At 54.4% G+C, this 19593-nt stretch carries 20 protein-coding genes, 1 tRNA gene and 1 pseudogene; 13 read left to right on the forward strand and 9 right to left on the reverse strand.

What is annotated here, in order from left to right:
* The first annotated feature begins 139 nt into the window (after positions 1-139).
* Both AC6T8Q_RS06305 and AC6T8Q_RS06310 read left to right on the forward strand, forming a co-directional pair.
* On the forward strand, positions 140-2113 hold the full coding sequence (locus AC6T8Q_RS06305) for an ATP-dependent helicase (RefSeq protein WP_500678258.1): 1974 nt from the start codon (positions 140-142) through the stop codon (positions 2111-2113).
* A gap of 39 nt (positions 2114-2152) precedes the next feature.
* The gene (locus AC6T8Q_RS06310) at positions 2153-3229 is read left to right on the forward strand and encodes an AI-2E family transporter (protein WP_500678259.1); all 1077 of its coding nucleotides are present in this window, start codon (positions 2153-2155) and stop codon (positions 3227-3229) included.
* Here the strand turns inward: AC6T8Q_RS06310 and AC6T8Q_RS06315 are convergent, their stop codons facing one another.
* Positions 3230-4777: a YifB family Mg chelatase-like AAA ATPase gene (locus AC6T8Q_RS06315; protein WP_500678260.1), complete on the reverse strand. Its 1548-nt coding sequence runs from the start codon at positions 4775-4777 to the stop codon at positions 3230-3232. It abuts the gene before it with no gap.
* 238 nt (positions 4778-5015) lie between these two features.
* On the opposite strand from AC6T8Q_RS06315, the gene AC6T8Q_RS06320 reads away from it, so the two are divergent.
* Entirely contained in the window at positions 5016-6308 is a 1293-nt protein-coding gene (locus AC6T8Q_RS06320) for a valine--pyruvate transaminase (RefSeq protein WP_500678261.1), read from the forward strand.
* Here AC6T8Q_RS06320 and arsM read toward each other — a convergent pair whose 3' ends face one another.
* Genes arsM through AC6T8Q_RS06340 form a run of 4 tightly spaced genes read right to left on the reverse strand, consistent with a single transcriptional unit; the run spans position 6309 to position 9049 of the window.
* A complete protein-coding gene (gene arsM, locus AC6T8Q_RS06325) occupies positions 6309-7151 on the reverse strand; it encodes an arsenite methyltransferase (RefSeq protein ID WP_500678262.1) in 843 nt (280 codons plus the stop codon).
* 12 nt (positions 7152-7163) lie between these two features.
* Positions 7164-8258, reverse strand: coding sequence for an ACR3 family arsenite efflux transporter (gene arsB / locus AC6T8Q_RS06330; RefSeq protein WP_500678263.1), 1095 nt, complete (start codon positions 8256-8258; stop codon positions 7164-7166).
* Complete coding sequence (locus AC6T8Q_RS06335) at positions 8251-8697, reverse strand: arsenate reductase ArsC (RefSeq protein WP_500678264.1); 447 nt, start codon at positions 8695-8697, stop codon at positions 8251-8253. Before AC6T8Q_RS06335 ends, arsB begins: the two co-directional genes overlap by 8 nt.
* A gap of 10 nt (positions 8698-8707) precedes the next feature.
* On the reverse strand, positions 8708-9049 hold the full coding sequence (locus AC6T8Q_RS06340; protein ID WP_500678265.1) for an ArsR/SmtB family transcription factor: 342 nt from the start codon (positions 9047-9049) through the stop codon (positions 8708-8710).
* A gap of 116 nt (positions 9050-9165) precedes the next feature.
* On the opposite strand from AC6T8Q_RS06340, the gene AC6T8Q_RS06345 reads away from it, so the two are divergent.
* The 10 genes and pseudogenes from AC6T8Q_RS06345 (at position 9166) to AC6T8Q_RS06390 (ending at position 16264) form a co-directional block, all read left to right on the forward strand.
* Complete coding sequence (locus tag AC6T8Q_RS06345) at positions 9166-9606, forward strand: hypothetical protein (RefSeq protein WP_500678266.1); 441 nt, start codon at positions 9166-9168, stop codon at positions 9604-9606.
* Between the two features lie 105 nt (positions 9607-9711).
* Positions 9712-9972 (forward strand): annotated as a pseudogene (locus AC6T8Q_RS06350) (type II secretion system protein); the annotation flags it as partial.
* Complete coding sequence (locus AC6T8Q_RS06355; RefSeq protein ID WP_500678281.1) at positions 9946-10437, forward strand: H-X9-DG-CTERM domain-containing protein; 492 nt, start codon at positions 9946-9948, stop codon at positions 10435-10437. The pseudogene AC6T8Q_RS06350 and the gene AC6T8Q_RS06355, both read left to right, overlap by 27 nt.
* A 95-nt stretch (positions 10438-10532) precedes the next feature.
* A complete protein-coding gene (locus tag AC6T8Q_RS06360) occupies positions 10533-11711 on the forward strand; it encodes a hypothetical protein (RefSeq protein ID WP_500678267.1) in 1179 nt (392 codons plus the stop codon).
* A gap of 118 nt (positions 11712-11829) precedes the next feature.
* Complete coding sequence (locus AC6T8Q_RS06365) at positions 11830-12579, forward strand: hypothetical protein (RefSeq protein WP_500678268.1); 750 nt, start codon at positions 11830-11832, stop codon at positions 12577-12579.
* A gap of 596 nt (positions 12580-13175) precedes the next feature.
* Positions 13176-13571, forward strand: a complete 396-nt coding sequence (locus AC6T8Q_RS06370; protein ID WP_496919365.1) for an S-adenosylmethionine decarboxylase — start codon at positions 13176-13178, stop codon at positions 13569-13571.
* Positions 13568-14134, forward strand: a complete 567-nt coding sequence (locus AC6T8Q_RS06375; protein WP_500678269.1) for an SET domain-containing protein — start codon at positions 13568-13570, stop codon at positions 14132-14134. Before AC6T8Q_RS06370 ends, AC6T8Q_RS06375 begins: the two co-directional genes overlap by 4 nt.
* Before the next feature lie 260 nt (positions 14135-14394).
* Entirely contained in the window at positions 14395-14943 is a 549-nt protein-coding gene (locus AC6T8Q_RS06380; protein WP_500678270.1) for a PH domain-containing protein, read from the forward strand.
* A gap of 251 nt (positions 14944-15194) precedes the next feature.
* On the forward strand, positions 15195-15755 hold the full coding sequence (locus AC6T8Q_RS06385) for a thioredoxin family protein (RefSeq protein ID WP_500678271.1): 561 nt from the start codon (positions 15195-15197) through the stop codon (positions 15753-15755).
* 23 nt (positions 15756-15778) lie between these two features.
* A complete protein-coding gene (locus AC6T8Q_RS06390; RefSeq protein WP_500678272.1) occupies positions 15779-16264 on the forward strand; it encodes a thioredoxin family protein in 486 nt (161 codons plus the stop codon).
* 24 nt (positions 16265-16288) lie between these two features.
* On the opposite strand, the gene AC6T8Q_RS06395 is transcribed toward AC6T8Q_RS06390, so the two are convergent.
* From AC6T8Q_RS06395 to AC6T8Q_RS06410, 4 genes are all read right to left on the reverse strand, one after another.
* Entirely contained in the window at positions 16289-17257 is a 969-nt protein-coding gene (locus AC6T8Q_RS06395; protein WP_500678273.1) for a hypothetical protein, read from the reverse strand.
* Positions 17258-17439: 182 nt separating this feature from the next.
* Positions 17440-18456: a ferrochelatase gene (locus tag AC6T8Q_RS06400; protein ID WP_500678274.1), complete on the reverse strand. Its 1017-nt coding sequence runs from the start codon at positions 18454-18456 to the stop codon at positions 17440-17442.
* A gap of 114 nt (positions 18457-18570) precedes the next feature.
* Positions 18571-18655: transfer RNA gene (locus tag AC6T8Q_RS06405), tRNA-Ser, on the reverse strand.
* 262 nt (positions 18656-18917) lie between these two features.
* Positions 18918-19439 carry a hypothetical protein gene (locus AC6T8Q_RS06410; RefSeq protein ID WP_500678275.1) on the reverse strand — a complete coding sequence of 174 codons (522 nt, stop codon included), beginning with the start codon at positions 19437-19439 and terminating at the stop codon, positions 18918-18920.
* Positions 19440-19593 lie beyond the last annotated feature (154 nt).

Consider the following 19593-nt stretch of genomic DNA (forward strand, 5'->3'; position numbering starts at 1 on the left):
TAGAAATTGTCAGCGGTTAGCGTCAAGGCGGCTCCGCGAGCGACAAGTCTCGGCCCAACGTCAAGTCCTTTTCTCGCCCTGCGAAGAGGGCTACTATCCAAGGTTCCGCCTGCCCGAGCCTAGCAAAATAACTGCTGCCATGTCCGATAAACTCAATCCGCCACAACGCGAAGCGGTCCAGACGCTCTCTGGGCCCCTCTTGGTGCTGGCGGGAGCGGGAACCGGCAAAACGCGGGTCGTGACGTATCGAATTGCGGAATTGATTCGTCGAGGCACGAAACCGGACCGTATCCTGGCGGTGACGTTCACCCGCAAAGCGGCCGGCGAAATGCAGGAACGCGCCAGCCACCTTCTGGGACCCAAAAAGAAATTGCAAGCTCGTCCGTTCATAGCGACCTTTCATTCGCTCTGTGTGAAAGTCCTACGTCGGCATATTGATAAACTGGGCTATCCCAAACAGTTCGTGATATGCGATCGCGGGGATCAAGAGGGGGAAGCCCGCGCTGCGCTGCGTGAGATTCGCTGTCCCGACGAATCGCTAAAGCCAGGCGATCTGTTGGCAATTGTCAGCCAATGGAAGAACAAATGCTACGAGCCGTCGCGCGCGGCGTCGGTGGCTGAAAGTGATAGGGAACATTTGGCCGCGGCGGCGTATCGACGCTACCAGGAACATTTAAAGACCAAGGGAATGGTCGATTTCGACGATCTCCTGCTGCTCACCCAAAAATTGTTCGCCAAGTTTGCGACCGTCCGCCGCGATGAAGCTGGCCTCTTCGATCATGTGCTGATCGACGAGTATCAAGACACGAATCAAAGCCAGTACCAGATCGTGAAAGGGCTGGCGATGGGGCATCGCAATCTGTGCGTCGTGGGGGACGATGACCAATCGATTTATGGTTGGCGCGGTGCGGAAGTTCAGCACATTCTGGGTTTCCAAAAGGATTGGCCTGACGCGAAAATTGTGCGGCTGGAAGACAACTACCGTTCGACGGCTGCGATTTTGAATTACGCGAACACGCTGATTGCCTTCAATCGTTTGCGGCACGACAAAGTGCTGCGGGCGGCACGACCGAATGGCCAGCGGCCGCGTATCATGCAACTGCAAGACGAAACGGAAGAAGCCGAGCAAGTCGTGGCTGACATCAAACGGCAACTGGAGGAACCAGGAGTACGGGCGAAAGACTTTGCCATCCTTTGCCGCACGAACGAACAACCGCGGGCCTTTGAAACAGAACTTCGCCGTGTGAAACTGCCTTACATTCTGTTGGGAGGAATGAGCTTTTTCGATCGCAAGGAAATTCGCGATTTGCTCGCTTACTTGAAGGTGATTGAAAATCCGCGCGATGAACCTTCGCTGTTGCGCATCATCAACACCCCCGCGCGGAATATCGGTGCGTCGACCGTGAAGCAATTGGTCAGTACCGCGACGAGCAAAGGAAAAACAGTTTGGGAAGTCTTGTCCGAGGCAAGCACGATCGGAATTAACGCGACGGCGGCGGAGGCCGTGCAGAAGTTCAAGCAACTCGTTCTTTCCTTGCAGAAGGCCAAAGAGAAGTTGGCGATCGCCGAATTGGTGAACGAAGTGATTGCCGAAACCGGCTATCGCCGGGAAATTGATCGGCAGTACCCCGACCCGAATGATCGCGAGGCCCGCACGGCTTCGCTTGAAGAAATCGTCAACGCCGCGGCTTCGTACGAGGCTCATTCGAAAACACCAAGCTTGCAGGAATTCCTGGATGACATCGCTCTGGGGGGGCGTGATAGTAGTGAGGACAAAGAGAACCAACTCCAAAACAATGCCATCGCCTTGATGACGCTGCATTCGGCCAAGGGGTTAGAATTTCCTTATGTCTACATGGTGGGAATGGAAGAAGGCATCCTGCCGCACAAACGATCGGTCGAAATCGAAGGAGATGCGATCGATGAAGAGCGGCGACTGTGTTACGTGGGCGTGACTCGTGCGCAAGAGCAATTGACGATGTCATTTGCATTGACGCGGCGGAAGTGGGGCAAGCCACGTGAAACGGTGCCGAGTCGGTTTTTGTATGAGATGACCGGCCAGGCAGACAACGCTAGGAAGAAAGTTAAAGCGGGTGGCACGAAGCGCCACTAAGTGAATCAACCGCCAAGTAAATACCTGGAGCGAGAGACAATGTCTGAATCAATACCAGGCTCGAATAATAGCACGAACGCGTCGAAGCCTCCTGGCACACGTTTTGTTGTTTCAGCACTCATCTTTGTTGCCATCGTGGCGATAGGCATCGTGAGTTGGAAACTTTCCGCGGTGCTGCTGCTATGCTTTGGCGCGGTGCTACTAGCTATTTTCTTGCGAGCCGTTGCCGAGTTGACTGCCAAAGTGACCGGCTTGTCCTATGGATGGTCGTTGGCAATTTCTCTCGTTGTGTTGGTGTTAGCAATGGGAGCGGGACTCTATGTGAGTGGAGACCCTGTGGCCGAGCAGTTGACGATGTTAGCCGAAGAGCTTCCCCGCTCTTGGGAAAAAACGGCTGAAAAGATTCGGGAGTATTCATGGGGCGAGCGACTCTTAGAAAAATTGCCCCATTCGACCGACGATTTACCGCTTGAAGGCGAAGATGTCGCCAGCTATGCGACTGATGTTGTTAGCTCATTGACCGGGATTCTCAGCACGTCCTTAGTTATTCTTTTTCTTGCACTTTACCTAGCCGTTGATCCAGCGACTTATTGGCAAGGATTGATCAGGCTCTTTCCGGTTTCAAAACGTGAGCGGCTTACGGAAGTTCTCCACGATTTGCATGAGGCTTTGCGTTGGTGGCTTTTAGGAACCCTTGTTTCGATGCTCGTTGTCGGGTGCTTGACTACCCTTGGATTGTGGTTGCTAGGGATTCCCCTGCCCGTCGCTATAGGTGTTATCGCGGCGTTGTTAACGTTTATTCCTAACATTGGGCCAGTGCTCTCGGCCCTGCCAGCTTTGTTGCTCGCGTTCGTCGAATCGCCGACGATGGCGATGTACGTAGCAATTTTGTATTTGTCGATTCAGATAATTGAGAGCTATCTGATCACACCTATGATTCAACAACGCACCGTCTCACTGCCACCCGCTTTGACACTTGTGGCACAAGTTGCGCTGGGTCTCTTGCTGGGTGCGGCAGGGTTAGTGTTAGCCACGCCACTACTCGTCGTTGTCATTGTGTTGGTCACGAAACTTTATATTGAAGACACTCTAGAAAATAAAAAAGCGATTCGATAATCAACTCCAAAACTGACGATCCAACATGCGGTAGTTGATCGCTTCGCTAATATGTTCGACGCCTATATTCTCCGCACCGTCGACGTCGGCAATCGTGCGAGCCACTCGCAAGACTTTATCATGGGCACGGGCCGAGAGTCCCAGTTGATCGACGCTTTGCTCCAACAGTTTTTGGCACGTTGCATCAAGCGGACACTTTTCGCGTAGTTGCCGGGATGTCATTTGTGCATTCGTTCGCGTTGTCGTGCCGACAAAGCGTTCGGTTTGTCGTGCGCGAGCCTGGAGCACCGCTTCCTTCATGGCGTCGCTGCTCGTGCCAAGGGATTTTGAAGAAAGCTCGCCGTAAGGCACGGCGGGTACCTCAATATGAATGTCGATCCGATCCAATAACGGGCCAGAGATTTTACTCATATACCGTTCAATTTGAGGAATCGTGCAATGACATTCACGGCGGCGATCATTGCGATAACCGCAGGGGCAGGGATTGAGTGACGCGACGAGCATGAAATCCGCTGGAAATTCACTTGAACTGAGTGCACGACTGATCGAGACTCGGCCGTCTTCGAGCGGTTGACGTAGGACTTCCAGGGTTTGGCGGTGAAACTCGGGGAGTTCGTCCAAGAACAAAACGCCGTTGTGCGCAAGGCTGATTTCACCCGGAGATGGAACGGAACCGCCCCCCACGAGACCGGCGTTGCTGATCGTATGGTGCGGTGCGCGATAAGGTCTCCGAGCTAGCAGCGGTTTACCATGAGGCAGTTTGCCCATCGCACTATAGATGCGAGTTGTTTCGATTGATTCCTCGGCACTTAGTCCAGGCAAAATACTTGGCACCCGCTTGGCTAGCATAGTTTTACCGGAACCAGGGGGGCCGACCATGAGCAGATTGTGGTTGCCGGCTGCTGCAAGGGTAATCGCACGCTTGGCCATTTCCTGTCCGCGGACGTCGGCGAAGTCAACTTCGTAGCCGCCCAACTGTTCGAATAATTCTTCCAGCTGCGATGGAGTCGGTTCTATGGGCAGATGCCCAGCAAAAAATGCGGCGGCTTGCGCAAGACTGTCGACCGCCACGACTTCGATATTTTCAACGACAGCCGCCTCGGCGGCGTTGGCTGTGGGGACAACGATGCCGCGCATACGCTTTTTGCTGCCCAGGCCGGCGGCCGACATGGCCATCGAAAGCGCACCTTTGATGGGTCGCGTGTTGCCATCGAGTGCTAATTCACCGGCAACGGCATATTGGTCGAATAAATCAGATTCAAGTTGCCCACTAGCTGCAAGCAACCCCAGGGCAATCGACAAATCGAAGGATGCCGCTTGTTTTGGAAGTTCTGCTGGGGCCAGATTTATTACCACCCTGTTTTGTGGTCGTACATAGCCGCTGTTCACAAGCGCTCGCTCGATGCGATGTGTGCTTTCTTTGACGGCAGCTTCGGGCAGACCCACAAGCAGGACTTTGGGCATCGCCGCAGGGGAGACATCGACTTCCACTTCAACAGGGATCGCATCAATTCCCAACAGCGACAAAGTATGTAATTTTGCGAGCACTACACACCTCCCCGGCAGGTAAATGGCCAATAGGTGACAAATGTTCACATAATATGCCGGGGGTATTTTGAGAATGCAATATAAAAATAGGAATTTCTTGTGGTTAAACTGATACGTGGTCAAGAAGCAGGTGTCATTGAGTACCGTGGACCATACCCACGGAGCTTGTCGCAACCCCGGGCGAAATGCACAATCGGTGTGTTGGTAACTCTTGACGAAATAACAAGTTTGGTTCGATATGTCTGAAAGTAAGTTTGTGTACAGTGATGTGGGAAAACGCCTTTCCGGGCGCGTGGGAATCGTTGAGTTGATGGACGATTTAGGCGAGGCTTTGAGCGGGGCTTTTCAAGGGGAAATGCGGATGCTCGGCGGGGGAAATCCGGCCGCGGTGCCTGAAGTCCAAGAAGTCTGGCGGGAGCGGCTGAGCACAATTCTTGCGAAGGCCGATTACTGCGACCGCGTGCTGGTGAACTACGACGGCCCTGCCGGAAGCCCCGCGTTTCGCGAGATTGTGGCCGAGGCCTTTCAGCGCGAGTTCGGTTGGAATGTCACGGCGAAGAATATCGCGATCACATCCGGGGGCCAAACTGCCTTCTTTCAGTTGTTCAATTTGTTAGGAGGCACAGCCGGGAAGTCGCAGCGAAAAATTCTGCTGCCCATTATGCCTGAGTACATCGGCTATTCCGACCAGGGCGTCGCTCTCGAGATGTTTGCTGGCTGTCAGCCGGAGATTGAATACCGAGGCGAGCATGAATTTAAGTACCACGTCGATTTCGCGAGAGTCGAAGAAGTTGATTCCATCGGGGCGATTGCGCTGAGCAGGCCTACGAATCCGAGCGGCAACGTGCTCACCAACGACGAAGTCGAGAAGTTACGCGGTGTCGCCAAAAAACGTGGCGTGCCTTTGTTGCTTGACAATGCTTATGGCTTGCCGTTCCCTGGCGCGATTTTCACGGATGCCGAGTTGCCACGTTGGGACGAAGATTTGGTGTTGGTCTTCAGCCTTTCCAAATTAGGTCTTCCGGGGACGCGCACAGCGATTGTCGTTGCGCATGAGGAAATCGCCGACCGACTGGCGGCCATGACGGCCGTGATTGGGCTCGCGAACAACAATATTGGGCAAGCGATCGCGGGACCGTTGCTAAAGAGCGGAGAACTATTGCGACTCAGCCGTGAAGTTATTAAGCCCTTCTACGAGCGCCGAGCGAAACTCGCGCTCGAAATCGTGGCCAAAGAATTTGGCGAAGACTTTCCTTATCGAGTTCACGCCACCGAAGGGGCATTTTTCTTGTGGATGTGGTTTCCGGAACTCCCGATCACGTCGCGCGAGTTGTACGAACGACTTAAGCGAAAGAATATGCTGCTCGTGCCTGGTGAATATTTTTTCTTTGGCTTGCCAGCGGAATTGGATTGGCCCCATCGCCATCAGTGCGTGCGGGTCACGTTCTCGCAATCGGAAGCGACCGTGGCCGATGGCCTGCGGATCATGGCTGAGGAACTTCGGCAGCTGCACGCCACGAGCGTGGCATAATTACGGTTTGACCGCATACACCTTCACACTTGCGGCGTAGTCGTTCACGTCGTATTTGGTAAGCAAGGTTGCCATGTTTTCGTGCAAAGTCGGCGTGCAACACGAAACCACGGGAAGCCCTTCGGTCATCGCAGGCGAGCAACAGCCCGATTGATTCTCCACTTTCGCATAGGCATTCAGATCGGACTGACTGTCAATGACTTCCACTGCATCGAATCCCGCGGCCTTCAAGCCGGCAACATAGTCGTCAATCGGAATGGCCCCGGCAATGCAGCCGACATAGGCCATCAGATCATTGCCCAATTCGGGTGGTAAAGGTTGCTTGAGCGCAATGTCGCTAACGGCCAGCCGACCGCCCGGTTTGAGTATGCGGGCAATCTCTCTGAACACGGCCTGCTTATCTGCAGCCAGATTGATGACGCAGTTGCTAATCACACAATCCACCGACGCATCCGCCAGCGGCATCTTGTCGATGGTCGCTTCGTGGAACTCAACATTCTTGTGGCCAGTTTTAATCGCGTTAGCTCGGGCAAGTTCCAGCATGTCGGGCGTCATGTCGATGCCGATGGCCTTGCCGGTAGGACCGACTTTTGCCGCGGCGAGGAACACATCCAAACCGCCGCCGCAGCCGAGATCAACGACCACTTCGCCCGGTTTAAGGCTGGCAAACGCCGTGGGGTTGCCACAGGAGAGCCCCATATTGGCTTCGGCGGGGATCGAGCTGAGCTCATTATCTGAATAGCCAAATGCCGCAGCTACGGCCTTCACGCCAGCATGATCCGTGGAAAGGCCACTACGTGCGACGGCCGCATACTTATCTTGGACGACTTGTTCGATGCTCATGTTAGTTCCGTTCTAGTTGACTGTTTTGGGAACAGTAAGTGGATTGAAATAGTTTCTTTGAAAGTAGGTTGCCACACTCACCAAACCAATCATTACGGGAACTTCCACGAGTGGACCGATGACGGCGGCGAACGCAGCGCCGGAATCAATGCCGAAGACAGCCACCGCGACGGCAATGGCGAGTTCAAAATTGTTACTCGCCGCGGTGAACGCGAGTGTCGTCGTTTTCGAGTAGTCCGCACCGATCTTGCGGCCCATGTAGAAACTCACGAGGAACATCACAACGAAATAAATCAACAACGGGACGGCAATCAGTAAGACATCGAAGGGGATCTGTACGATTTGTTCTCCCTTGAGACTGAACATCACCAGGATCGTGAATAACAGGGCGATGAGAGTTAGTGGGCTAATCCGGGGCAGGAATTGCGAATCATACCACGGCCGACCCTTGGCCTTGATAAGGACAAACCGAGTGATCATGCCTGCTAGAAACGGTATGCCCAGATAAATGAACACGCTCTTGGCGATCTCGGCCATGCTGACTTCAACCACGCTCCCTTCCAAGCCTAAAAGAGGAGGGAGCCACGTAATAAAGAGCCAAGCATAAAGGCTGTAAAATAGCACTTGAAACACACTGTTAAAGGCAACCAGTCCAGCGGCATACTCCGTGTCGCCACGCGCAAGCTCGTTCCAAACAATGACCATCGCAATGCAGCGCGCCAGGCCAATCAGAATGAGCCCGGTCATGTACTCGGGATAGTCACGCAAGAACAGCACTGCGAGCGCGAACATGAGCACCGGCCCGATGACCCAGTTTTGAACCAGTGACAGGCCTAAGATTTTCCAGTTGCGAAACACATCGCCAAGCTCTTCGTACTTCACCTTAGCCAAGGGTGGGTACATCATCAGAATCAATCCCAGCGCGATAGGTATGTTCGTCGTACCAACTTGAAACCGATTGATGACGCCATCGACGCCAGGATAGAAGTAGCCGAGCCCGACGCCGACGGCCATTGCCAAGAAGATCCACAGCGTGAGAAATCGGTCCAGAAAACCAAGCTTTCGTTGCGGGCAGCAATCGGGGGCACAGGAACAATCGCTAGACATGGGAATGCTCCTCAAGGCTCTCCCGGAGAGTGGCTACATAATCACGAATTTCGTCCCGTACTCGGCGATAGTGTCCGAGGGCCTCTTCTTCTGAGGCGGCTTGCTTGGCCAATCGCGGGGGATCATCAAACGCGCGGTGGATAACCTTTGCTTGACCTGGGAACCGTGGACACGACTCGGCGGCGTTATCACAGACGGTGATAACGTAGTCGAAATTCACATGACGAAACTCATCGACGTGCTGTGATTTTTGCTGGCTGATGTCGACACCCGCTTCGGCCATCACTTTCACCGCGTTAGGGTTGAGGCCGTGAGTTTCAATACCTGCTGAATAAGCTTCAATAGAATCAGCTTTCAAAGCACGGGCCCAACCCTCGGCCATCTGGCTACGACAGGAGTTGCCAGTGCAGAGGAACAAAACTTTAGGTAGACCGGGCATGAAAAACCTTTCAGCAGCATCGAGACCGATCAACTCGCTTGCTTTCTTTCAGCAAGGCAGGGGCCTCCGAAAAGTAGCTGTCGAGGCAATCAAGCAGTTTTTGATGGAATGCGTCCGCCGGGGAAGCGAGTCGATAGTGGATCCACAAGCCTTCGCGGCGAGCCAGCACGAGGCCCGCTTTACGCAGATAAGCCAGATGACGCGAGATCTTCGGCTGAGGCATGTTCAAGGCGTCAACGATATAGCAAACGCACAACTCGCCGCCGCGGAGCAAATTCAAAATTCGCAACCGAGTTGGATCCGCGAGCGCGCGAAAAATCTGATCAGGAGTTATTGATGTTGTTGTTTTCATATTCGCCTGAACAAATATATGCCTAAACGAATACAGGGACAAGGGCCGCCACCTACTTGCAATTCATTTGCAAATCTATTGCCATTTGTATCTTGGCAGTGTATGATGTCGTCACGATGAGACTTTTAAGCAAAAACGCACGATTCCGCATAATCGCCGGGCTTCTGCTGTTGGCCTATGGGTCGGCTGGAGTCTTGGGCTACGGCCTGCACGCGGTTTGGGACTGTGGTGATCATTGCCACGCCCATGCTCACGCCGAGGGGGTGGCACACGCTCATCCTCACGATGCTGATCCTCACGATCATGGCAACGGGTGCCATCATGATCACGATCACGCAGCTGAGGTGGCTCAAAGCGACGAGCAGCACGATTCGTGGAAATCGGCGGCCGACGATTGCCCCATTTGCGAATTCTTGGTTCAGGCTCAAACGCCTTTCGTAATTGAATTTGCTACGGCCGATGTTGGGCCGGCTGCTGTTCATTACGTTTTGCATGACGCTTCTTATGTGGCCCCTCTCTCGGGGATTCATGCCGCGCGCGGTCCACCAGTGGCCTAAATCCAGGCCCTTCTTTCCGATGTGTGTGTTGCTGCGCATTCGCTTGTGATCGCGCTCACTCGTACGCATCAATTCTTGGAAAACATGCCCTGAGGAGATGCGCCCATGCGCGCTCGAACAGCCTTCACCTTGGTGGAGCTGCTGGTGGTGATTGCCATTATTGGCGTGTTGATCGCCTTGCTGTTGCCGGCCGTGCAAGCGGCTCGAGCTGCAGCACGGCGCACGCAATGCGCCAACAATATGCGCCAGATCGGCTTGGCGATCCACCAGCATGCCAACATACATACAGGCCAAATGCCAGAGGCCGAAGATCACACGACGGGCACGAACCAATCATGGATCTACTCGCTGGCACCCCACATGGAGAGTGTCGACGCGATTCGGATTTGTCCGGAAGATCCGCAGGCCGACGAGCGCCTGCGCGATAAGAAAACCAGTTATGTCCTCAACAGCTATCTGGCTGTCGATCCACCGGATTTCGAGAATATGCCCCCCGAGATGCAGGACAACTACCGTGCAGTTCGGAATTTGTGGGACGTTGCCGAGTCGGGCAAGGTGATTCTCATGTTCGAGTCTGTCGCAGGATACGACAAAGACCACACTCACGGATGGGAGTGGTTCAACGGCTACAACCTGCAATATCAAACCCCAGCAATGCCTTTGGTGTGGGAGGCCTACAAGTTGCAGATCGCCCCCGAGCAACATCAGGGAACCGGGGCCAACTATTTGTTCGGCGACGGCCACGTCGAGCTGATTTCTTCGGAACAGATTCAGCAATGGTGTCTGGAAGGAACCGCGAGCAGCAATTTCGTGAAACCAATTACTCGATAGGAGTGAGTACAGGAGGAAGCAGAGTGTGCAGAGGGTAAAACCTCTGACTTATTTGTACTCTCTACTTACTTGTGGCTTGTGAGAGATTTAGAAACATGAAGATAAACAGATTCCTATTAACCATTTTTTTATCACTCTTTGCTTCGCAAGCCTCGGCCTTCCACGCCGATATCTTTCTCGTCCAACAGGATGGCCTGCTGTTAACCGGCAAAGGCTCTGCCGATCCGGATACGGGTGGTCAAAATGTCGTCGGCGCACGATTTCACGTCAACGACATTGCTGGGTTCGTTCCATTCGTCGACAGCAATCCGGGGATCAGCGCAATCAATGCGAACAACTCGTTCTTTGCCAGTAGCGACTATCAGCCATTGCCTGGCAATAAGACGCTGGGCTTCAACATCAAAACCTTTCGTGTTGAAAATGGTCCTGCATCCAACTTGTTTTATTGGAATGGCAGCGGCGAGATCGAGTTTACACCGGTTACGAATCTGAACGATCGCCTGGAAGTGCGAACTGGGCTAGGGTCGGCCATTGCGACGGGTGCAGCAGAAAATGTCTCCGGCTTTGATTTCACGGCAACCGATCCAACGGGGGGCATTCACAGCCATTTGAACTTTGATTTCGACGTCGATAACAACTCTTCCACCGCGGCCAGCACGGGTATCTTTCTGACGGCTTTGGAGTTTCAAATGGATCTCACCGGTGATTTGGTCCGAGAAACTGCCCGCCCACATTATGTCGCATGGTTCAACGGTCCACCCGGAGCTTTGAAAACAAGTGCCATGGCGGCGGCGAATGTATTTTTCGCCAACGAGTTTTCTGAATTTCGACTCTTGGGCGACGTCAGTCCGTTGGGTGATGATGAACTGCCCGACGACCTTGTGAATGCTGCCGACATTGACGCACTGCTGGGTGCGATTCAGAACGAGAGCAGCGATCCGCTTTTTGATCTCAATGCTGATACGATACTTGATAACGCTGACGCGGCGACGTTGTTTGATATTCTCGGCACTCAATTCGGCGATGCGAATCTCGATGGCTTTGTGAATGCGGCTGATCTTGCCGTCTGGCAAACCAACTATGGGACGAGTGGAGGTTGGGCCGCGGGCGACTTCAATGGCAACTCGGTTGTTGACGGCCGCGACTTTTTAATTTGGCAGCGCTACGCGGGATTCAGCGGAGGTTCGTTCGCAGGAGCCGTCTTGATTCCTGAACCAGCGTCCGCTGCTTTGCTGTTTGGTTTCTTGGTATTAGCCGTGGGACGCAGACCATAAATCGAATCGCTACCACGGGGGGCACCGGGTACTTAGTTCTTGGATAACTACCAAATCCGTGAACTCAGTGCCTCCCGTGGTAGTTATTCATAAGTATATTTTTTTGGAGGTGCTAACGATGAATTGGCAACGCATGGTTTGGTTGCTGCTAGTAAGTGCTGTGATGATCGACACAGCAACTGCTCAGCACAGTGATTTGGAAATGTTTGACGAGGGCGGCCAAGTGGCCGTTGAGCCACGGATCGCGGAAGGGGAATTCGGCGAAGCGCCAAACCCGGCTTATCGCGCTGATGAGCCCGGACTGGAATCCGATCCCGACGAATTGGCAGTGCATGGCGAGACGCCACTTCCCGGCGGAGCGCTCGTGGGCTTCAACGTCACTACGTTCACGCTCGGCGGATCGACTAAGAGCTTGTTTTACTGGAACGGCGTGGGAAGTCCCGATTTTGTTTCACTCGCAGCACCCCACGAACTGAAGATCTCGGATCCGACTGAGACGTTTTCCTTGCAGTTTGACGGAAGTGGCGCGGTCCCGGGATTCGATTTTGCCCTGACCGCCGATGGCAGCGGGCCTGACCCCGCAGGGTTTATCCATGCAGACTTGCTGTTTGATCTGGTCGGTGCGGGAGGGATTGGTGTCGGAAGTCCCTCTGCAGGGGTGTATGCCTTCGCCACGACGTTCTCCGTCGGTGGGCTCACCGACTCGGAGCCAGTTTATTGGGTCCTCGCTTCGGGCGTCGACGAAGCCGTCCATGAGGCTGCAGTTGGCTATATATCGACGAGCACGGGAATCGTCCCCGAACCTAGCTCCCTGCTGCTGGCGGGTAGCTCTGCCATTTGGGCCCTACTGCGTCACCGACACGGTTAGGACAGCAGATTCTCTACGAGTATTAGTCGCACAGCGTTGCCTCCCGAGTGGAGGCAACGCTTTTGTTAAGGTGTCGTGGAACGAATAGCCGCAATTGAGTAAAGAGTGATTTACCGCGACAGCATCGCTCGACAAGAAAATCTGTTGGCGGCAGGTCCGCACTGCCAGCGCACGGCGCGCGTGTGACACGCACGGAGTGTGAAATTGTGAGAGTTCGAATTCGGCTTCGAGCTTCGTGAGGGGCTCTGCGTGGCGTGAGCGGCCTGCAGCGCGGCACTCAGGGCCAACAAATTTTTCCAGAATTTTTCGGGATAAACTTTCTTCCACTTTTTCGCCCATTCTTGGTCCAAACCGGCGAATCACACTAGACGAAGGGGGGTGCCTTTGCATAAAAATCTCTGATCAATGAATTCATCCGCCCACCACACTTTCAGCAGACCACCCCGCAAAGACTGCAAGCTGGCTAGCTCAAGGCTGTACTCTCGGCATTTTTAACTTCCTTGCCAGGGCAATACGCAACTCAATTTTTCATGCGACGCGTTGTCGCAGGTTGCACCCCCATGTTTGTTCTACCCGCACGAACGGAGATTTAATCTGTGTTGACTGAAGCACCTCCGGAGTATCGACGACTCGTTCACAACGGCGAAAAGCATTACGGCCAACATATGATGGTCACGGCTTTGGGTTGTAACGAAGCGATTCTCTCGATTGAAAAACTGTACGAATTCCTGACCGTCATGGCCGACGACATCGACATGGTCCGCTTTGGACCTCCGATCGTGGCCCGCTTCGGCAAAGGACACGAAACTGGCTGCTCCGGCGTCCAGTTGATCGAGACCAGCCAGATTTCGTTCCACTCGAACGACAATCACCGCGACATGTACCTCGACGTATTTAGTTGCAAGCCATACGAGGAAGCAACCGTCTACCGAGTGCTCGAGCAGTTCTTTTCCCCGTCAAGTATCACAAGTGAGATGGTTTACCGTAAATGAAAAGGTTCTATCCCGACCACTTTCCAGTGGTTCCCAACGAAGCCCGTTGGGAAGACTTCCGTGTCCTCGACGTCGATGGAGAGCGTGGACAAGGGGTGCTTGTGCTGCGGGATTTTTCTCAAGGCAGCGTCCTATTTAGGATGAATGGCACGCTTACGACGGAGATGACTTTGCACTCGTTGCAAATGGCGCCAGGGCTCCACCTGGATGATCCTTACCTTGCGGGCAAGGTGCTCCACAGTTGTGGCCCCAATTCGTGGCTCGACGTGGAAACTCGCATCTACTTCGCAACTCGTGACATCGCAGCCGGTGAATTGCTCACCATGGACTACGATGAAACGGAGGATATTTTGTTCCGGGCGTTCGACTGCTGCTGTGGTTCTCCCAACTGTCGGGGAACCGTTGGCGGCAAGTTGGTGAAGAAGGTTGCTCCTAAACGGGGCCGCCGGAAGACCCAAGTGGTCGTCACGCCGACCGAGGTGCCGGCTCAGCTCTATGATGTGATCATGGCTGAGCGTCAGAGCTTTGCGACTGCCGAAGTGATGGCTGGCTTTGCCAGCTAAGCACGCTGCCACGTCTGCACAGTGGCCGGGAAAACGGTAAAAAAAGACAAACGGCCCGCGGCGAAAGTCGCGGGCCGTTTTTTTGTACGACGAACATCACAAGGTGAGCGGGGGACGTCAGTCCCCTGCATCGGTAACTTCTCCAGAAATGCAGGGGACTGACGTCCCCCGCTCGCTGGACTCGCCACTAGCCACTTAACGCCGGTTTTGGTACTTTGCTGGTCTTGGATTGACGTATTTTCGTTCAGCGGATTCCTGACATGTCGACTGCCATCGCCGGTGTGGCCCCTGCCACTGAAAAAGAAGTAACGATTATGACGGTTTGGCCGTCGATCGCCGCGACTCCTTTTGGCCGCTGGTGGGGACGCCGCTTCGCCAACGACATCGGGATCACCCTGTTTGGCCTGCCGATTACGATTGGCCGCATCCTGGCGCTCGTCTCGATCCCGTTTATTCTGCCGCTTTACTTCCACATGCTGATCCCACGGCTGCCGTTCGTAGTGTTCGGCGTGCCGAACCCCGCTTGCCGGCGCTATCGGCTGACCAATAAACGGGTTCTCGTCGAGCAGGCGTTTGGTGGCGGCGAACAGCAAAGTGTCTCGCTCGACCGTTTCGACTCGATCGAACTCGACGTTCAGCCGGGTCAGGAGTGGTATCCCGCCGGCGATCTGATCTTCCGCAACGGCCAGATCGAAACCTTCCGCCTCTTGGGCGTCCCTCATCCCGAATCCTTCCGGCAAACCTGCATGAAGGCCCGCATCGGCTTCGCGGGCGTACAAAAGGCCCGCGCTCAGGGCGTGGCCGTATAGGGCGGTTCCCGCTTAGCCGCGATTCAACAAATCGCCGGGACCTGCGATTCGTTGAATCGTGGCTATCCCACTGGTCACCTCGAAATCACGTCCGGTTGTAACGAAGTTGCGCACGCTAGGGGAGCGCGAAGCTAAAGCCGTCGTGCGGAATCTCCGTCGCACGAAATTATCATCCATGCCGCTGCTAGCAGCCGCCGATATTTCTCGTTAGCTCAAACAGAAATGTTTCGCTTCCGATGGAGGAACTCGGCATGGAACGGACAATGACCCGCACGACGCGATGGTTTGCCATCGTCACGCTTTTGGGACCCGTTGCCATCTGTTGTGCCGAGTCCCCCGCGACTTCGGAGCAAGCTCCCGCCACCGAAACACAAGCGGTCGAGGTCGCCGAGACTCCTGCTTCGGAAGACGCAATTCCGGCAGTTGTCGACATTAAGGACCTGCCGCGGTTCAAGCACGAGAGCTATCCCGACGCATGGACCGCCGCCCAGGAATCAAACCGCCCCATCTTGGTCTATGTGGCGATGCCGCAGTGCCCTCATTGCACCAAGATGCTCGACGAAACTTACGAGCAAGCGGAAGTCGACGAACTGGTGAAGGGTTCCTTCGAAACTTTGCAAGCGGGCCGTTACACGCACGCGACTCTGGTTTCCAAACTTCACGTTCGTTGGTATCCAACCACGGTGCTGGTGAGCTCCAACAACAAGGTGCTCGACATGATCGAAGGTTATGTCGACGCCAACACGTTCAAACGCCGTCTGCAATTAGGAATCGCCTCGGCCAAGGGATCGTCAACCACGCAAACCCGATGATGCTGGCCTCGCAGGTACGTACCATGAAAAAAATTGCCTTCTTGATCATGCTGTTCGCGATTCTCGCCGTCGAAGCTCGCGCCGAGAAGCCGCGCGGGGATCACTCGCACGCGGCACCTGAAGGAGTCTTTGACCACAAGACGGTCGAAGATGCTTGGAAGGTAGCCATCGAAAAGAAAAAACCGCTGCTGGTGATGTTCACGTCGAACAACTGCACCTACTGTCGCAAGATGATTGCCGACACTTACAGCAATCAGCAGGTCAAAGAACTGCTCCGCGGCCGGACCGAATCGGTGATGGCTCATTCGGATAATTATGCGGCGTTGATCAAAAAGCTCGGCATTCGCGGCTATCCGTCGTCGCTGTTGATCACGCCGGAAGGTGAAGTCCTCGACTTCATGGAAGGGTACGTCGATCCGCAAGCCTTTGCCAAGCGAGTCGGTCCGCTCCTGGATCGCCCCGCCACGCAAATCGGCATGACCGTGAACACCAAGACCGTCGAACACTAAGCTGCTCGCGGCTTAGCGCCGATCCTACATCAAAGCCAGCGAATGCTCGCGCACTTCCTTAAGCGGCCGCACACAATTGGGGGCGTCGAGATCCACTTCAAACGTCACCGGATACTTGAACCCCTTGGGTTCTTGCGGCGCGACAAGTGGCAACCGCCGCATCACGCGTAACGCGAATTCTTTCATCGCGGGCCGCCAGCCTGTGAGTTCGGTCGAACGAAACTCACCGCCGAACAAATGGCGGAAGTGGCGATTCGCCAAGAAAACGTTGTTGCGTCGTGCGGCGCGACTCGTCATGTGCTCGGTCGAAAGCGACACGTTCACGCCCTTCGTATTTACCACGCGGTGAGGCGTGTGCTGCGGCCAGGTGACCATTTCGCCCGGTTCGAGATCGTACACCACGGCCAGCTCATCCCATTCGCGTTGGAATTCGAGCTCTTCCGACTTCTCGCCGCAGAGCACGCCTTCGATGGTTTCGTCGGAAACGATGCCCGTCTCAAGCGGGTAAGCCCAAACGCGCTTTTGGCCGCGAATATGCCAGAGCATGTTTACCGGACAATCTAAGTGGTAATACACGATCGCATCCGGCGACGAGATCAGCAAATTCGCCGAGCGGTTGTAAGTGTGCAGCCCGGGGCAGGTCGCTTCCAACTCGCCGTACAAGCGGTCCACGATCTCGGCATACTCGGCATGATGGTCCATCACCCGGCGAAGATTCAGCCATATCTTGCCGCGGCTCACCGCTTCGAACAATTGCTCGGAAGTTAAATTTCCCGCCCGGCCTTCTTGCCACTCATGGTGAAGCTGTGGGTCTGTTCCCATGGTGTTGATGCCGAGATCCTGGCGGGGATGGCGATCCAACGTTTCGATCAAATGCTCGTCGCGAAACATTTCCAACTCTTGCAGGCGATGCTGAGCCACGAAGATGGCGTTTTCCATCCGCGCGGCTTGCTCGGGAGTCCAGTTTTCCAAGAGAGGGAAATAAGGTTTCATCAGCGAATGCTCCGGAATCCAAGTTTGCGTTCCGCGCGCACGGCGGTGCTCGCGGCTGCTTAAACTTAGGTCGTGCCACTGTGAGAAGGCGGGTGTTTTCAAACACCGCGAAGCCCGTACCGATGCGAGAATCGCATCAACCGGCAAATTTGATACAGCAGACTACTGGAAAAGCTGTGGGCTTATCGTTTCGCCGGCGTATAAAGGCAGCAATCCACGGGGCAAACATCGTGGCTCGGGCCCAGCGTGCCTAGGGCGATCCGTTTGGGATCGTCACTCAAGCGTTCTTCGATCAACAAACGAATCATCTCGATGAACTTGGGATGCGTGCCCACGGTTGCCGCGCGATGCATTTGGATTCCAAGTTCTTCGCAAAGATCATGAGCTTCGGTATCGATGTCGAACAGCACTTCCATGTGGTCCGAGATAAAACCAATCGGCAAGATCACCAAGTCGGCCAGCGGCTGCTCGGCCTGCAACTCGCGAATGCGATCACACACGTCGGGCTCCAGCCACGGTTGATGAGGCGAGCCGCTACGGCTTTGGTAAACAAGCTCCCACTTCGCATGGCCAACCCCGGCGGCGACCAGCCGACAAGCTTCCTGCAATTGGGCCACATACCGGCAGTTGTCCGCCATGTTGAGCGGAATGCTGTGGGCCGTGAGGAGAAGCGGAGTAGCGTCCCGCCGTTCAACAGGAATTTTGTTCAGACATTCACGGACCGCTTCGATCATGGGCTCGATAAAGCCGGGATGATTGTAGAACACCCGCAGCTTGTCGATCTGTGGTGCCGCGGGGCCAACCGTTTCTTGGGCCCGCATGATGTCCTCACGATATTGCCGGCAACCGGAATACGAACTGAACGCGCTGGTGAAAAATGCGACCGCCCGTTTCACGCCATCGTCGGCCATCTGCTTGAGCGTGTCGGCCAGCAAAGGGTCCCAGTTCCGATTGCCCCAGTAGATCGGGAGTTCATGGCCGTGCGCCGCGAGTTCGTTTTTAAGCGCCGCGATCAGTTGCCGATTCTGTTCGTTGATCGGGCTCACCCCGCCGAAGTGCTGATAATGCTCGGCAACTTCCAGCATCCGCTCGCGAGGAACCGGCTTGCCGCGCAGCACGTTCTCCAAGAAGGGCATGACTTCGTCCGGGCCCTCGGGACCACCAAACGAAACCACTAACACAGCGTCGTAAGCAGGCATCACGAACTTCCCAGCAGAAACTGACAGAACCCCACTTTCGCTCAACCGAAAACGGAGGATTCCGCTTAACAGACGGTGGTCACGAAACGGCGTTGAAACATGAACGCCAAAGAGCGGTCGGGCTGGGATTCGAACCCAGGGAACCCGGAGGTTCGCCGGTTTTCAAGACCGGTGCATTCGACCACTCTGCCACCCGACCGAATTGCTCACTTTTCCCGGTGATTTCTCGAAGAGCGATCAGCCGTGAATTGATTTCCGACTAATTCTAGCCCGTAAACCGGGAGTAGCAAAGGCGTGATATTTTAAGTGACGGGGATGGGGGCAAATGTTTTTGTGGCAGTGCTCGAATGCGGTGTGGGCTCAATTATGTATGAGGCCTTCACAGGGAGAATTTATGAATAATGCTATTATCGACGCCATTTGTGCTGCGCAATACGGAGTCTAGTAAGCGACTCTGTCGTTCACTCATCAATTGGTCGGACGAAGGGTGATCGATGGACTTCCCGACGAATCGCGTCTCGTAACTCGTCAGTAAGGGCGTTAAGCTTTTTAGTTCTTCGACCTATCTTGCCATAGTAATTGTCTCTATTACGACGCGACTCATCAGCAACTAAACGAGCTAATGATATAGACTCTAGCAAAACCTTACTCGCCATCGCCTCAAGTTCTTCGGGATAGAACGGTTCGTTAAAACGCACGATTCGTTTTGCTGCTAAGTGAGCGGGAAAGAACTCTTTTAACCTACGTTTTATCCTGTCCTCTGGCTTCTCTGAAGAGTCGATAAAATCTCCAATAGGGTCAAGATTGGCAGCCAAAGACCGCACGTAAACTACTGCCCCCCATAAGTCTCGTAAGACTTTCATACGGAAATCGAACCGAGTCTTTTCAGTATCAAACATTGCCTTGAAATAGGTGGCCAGGAAACCAGCAAACAACCCACCAACAAAAGTAATAACTCCTAAAAACAGTTGATCGAATGTCATTGGCATTTTCTCTACTGCGATAGCCCAGGACTTTCGGACAGCGGCGGGCCAGTTTTTCTACGCCGCTAATGCCGGGGCGTTTTCGGCTTCGAATTGTTCTGGGGTTTTGTAGTCGAGCGACTGGTGGAGCCGCTGACGATTGTAAAAGATTTCG

Source organism: Bythopirellula sp. (genome assembly GCF_041737835.1).
In the GTDB taxonomy this organism is placed as follows: domain Bacteria; phylum Planctomycetota; class Planctomycetia; order Pirellulales; family Lacipirellulaceae; genus Bythopirellula.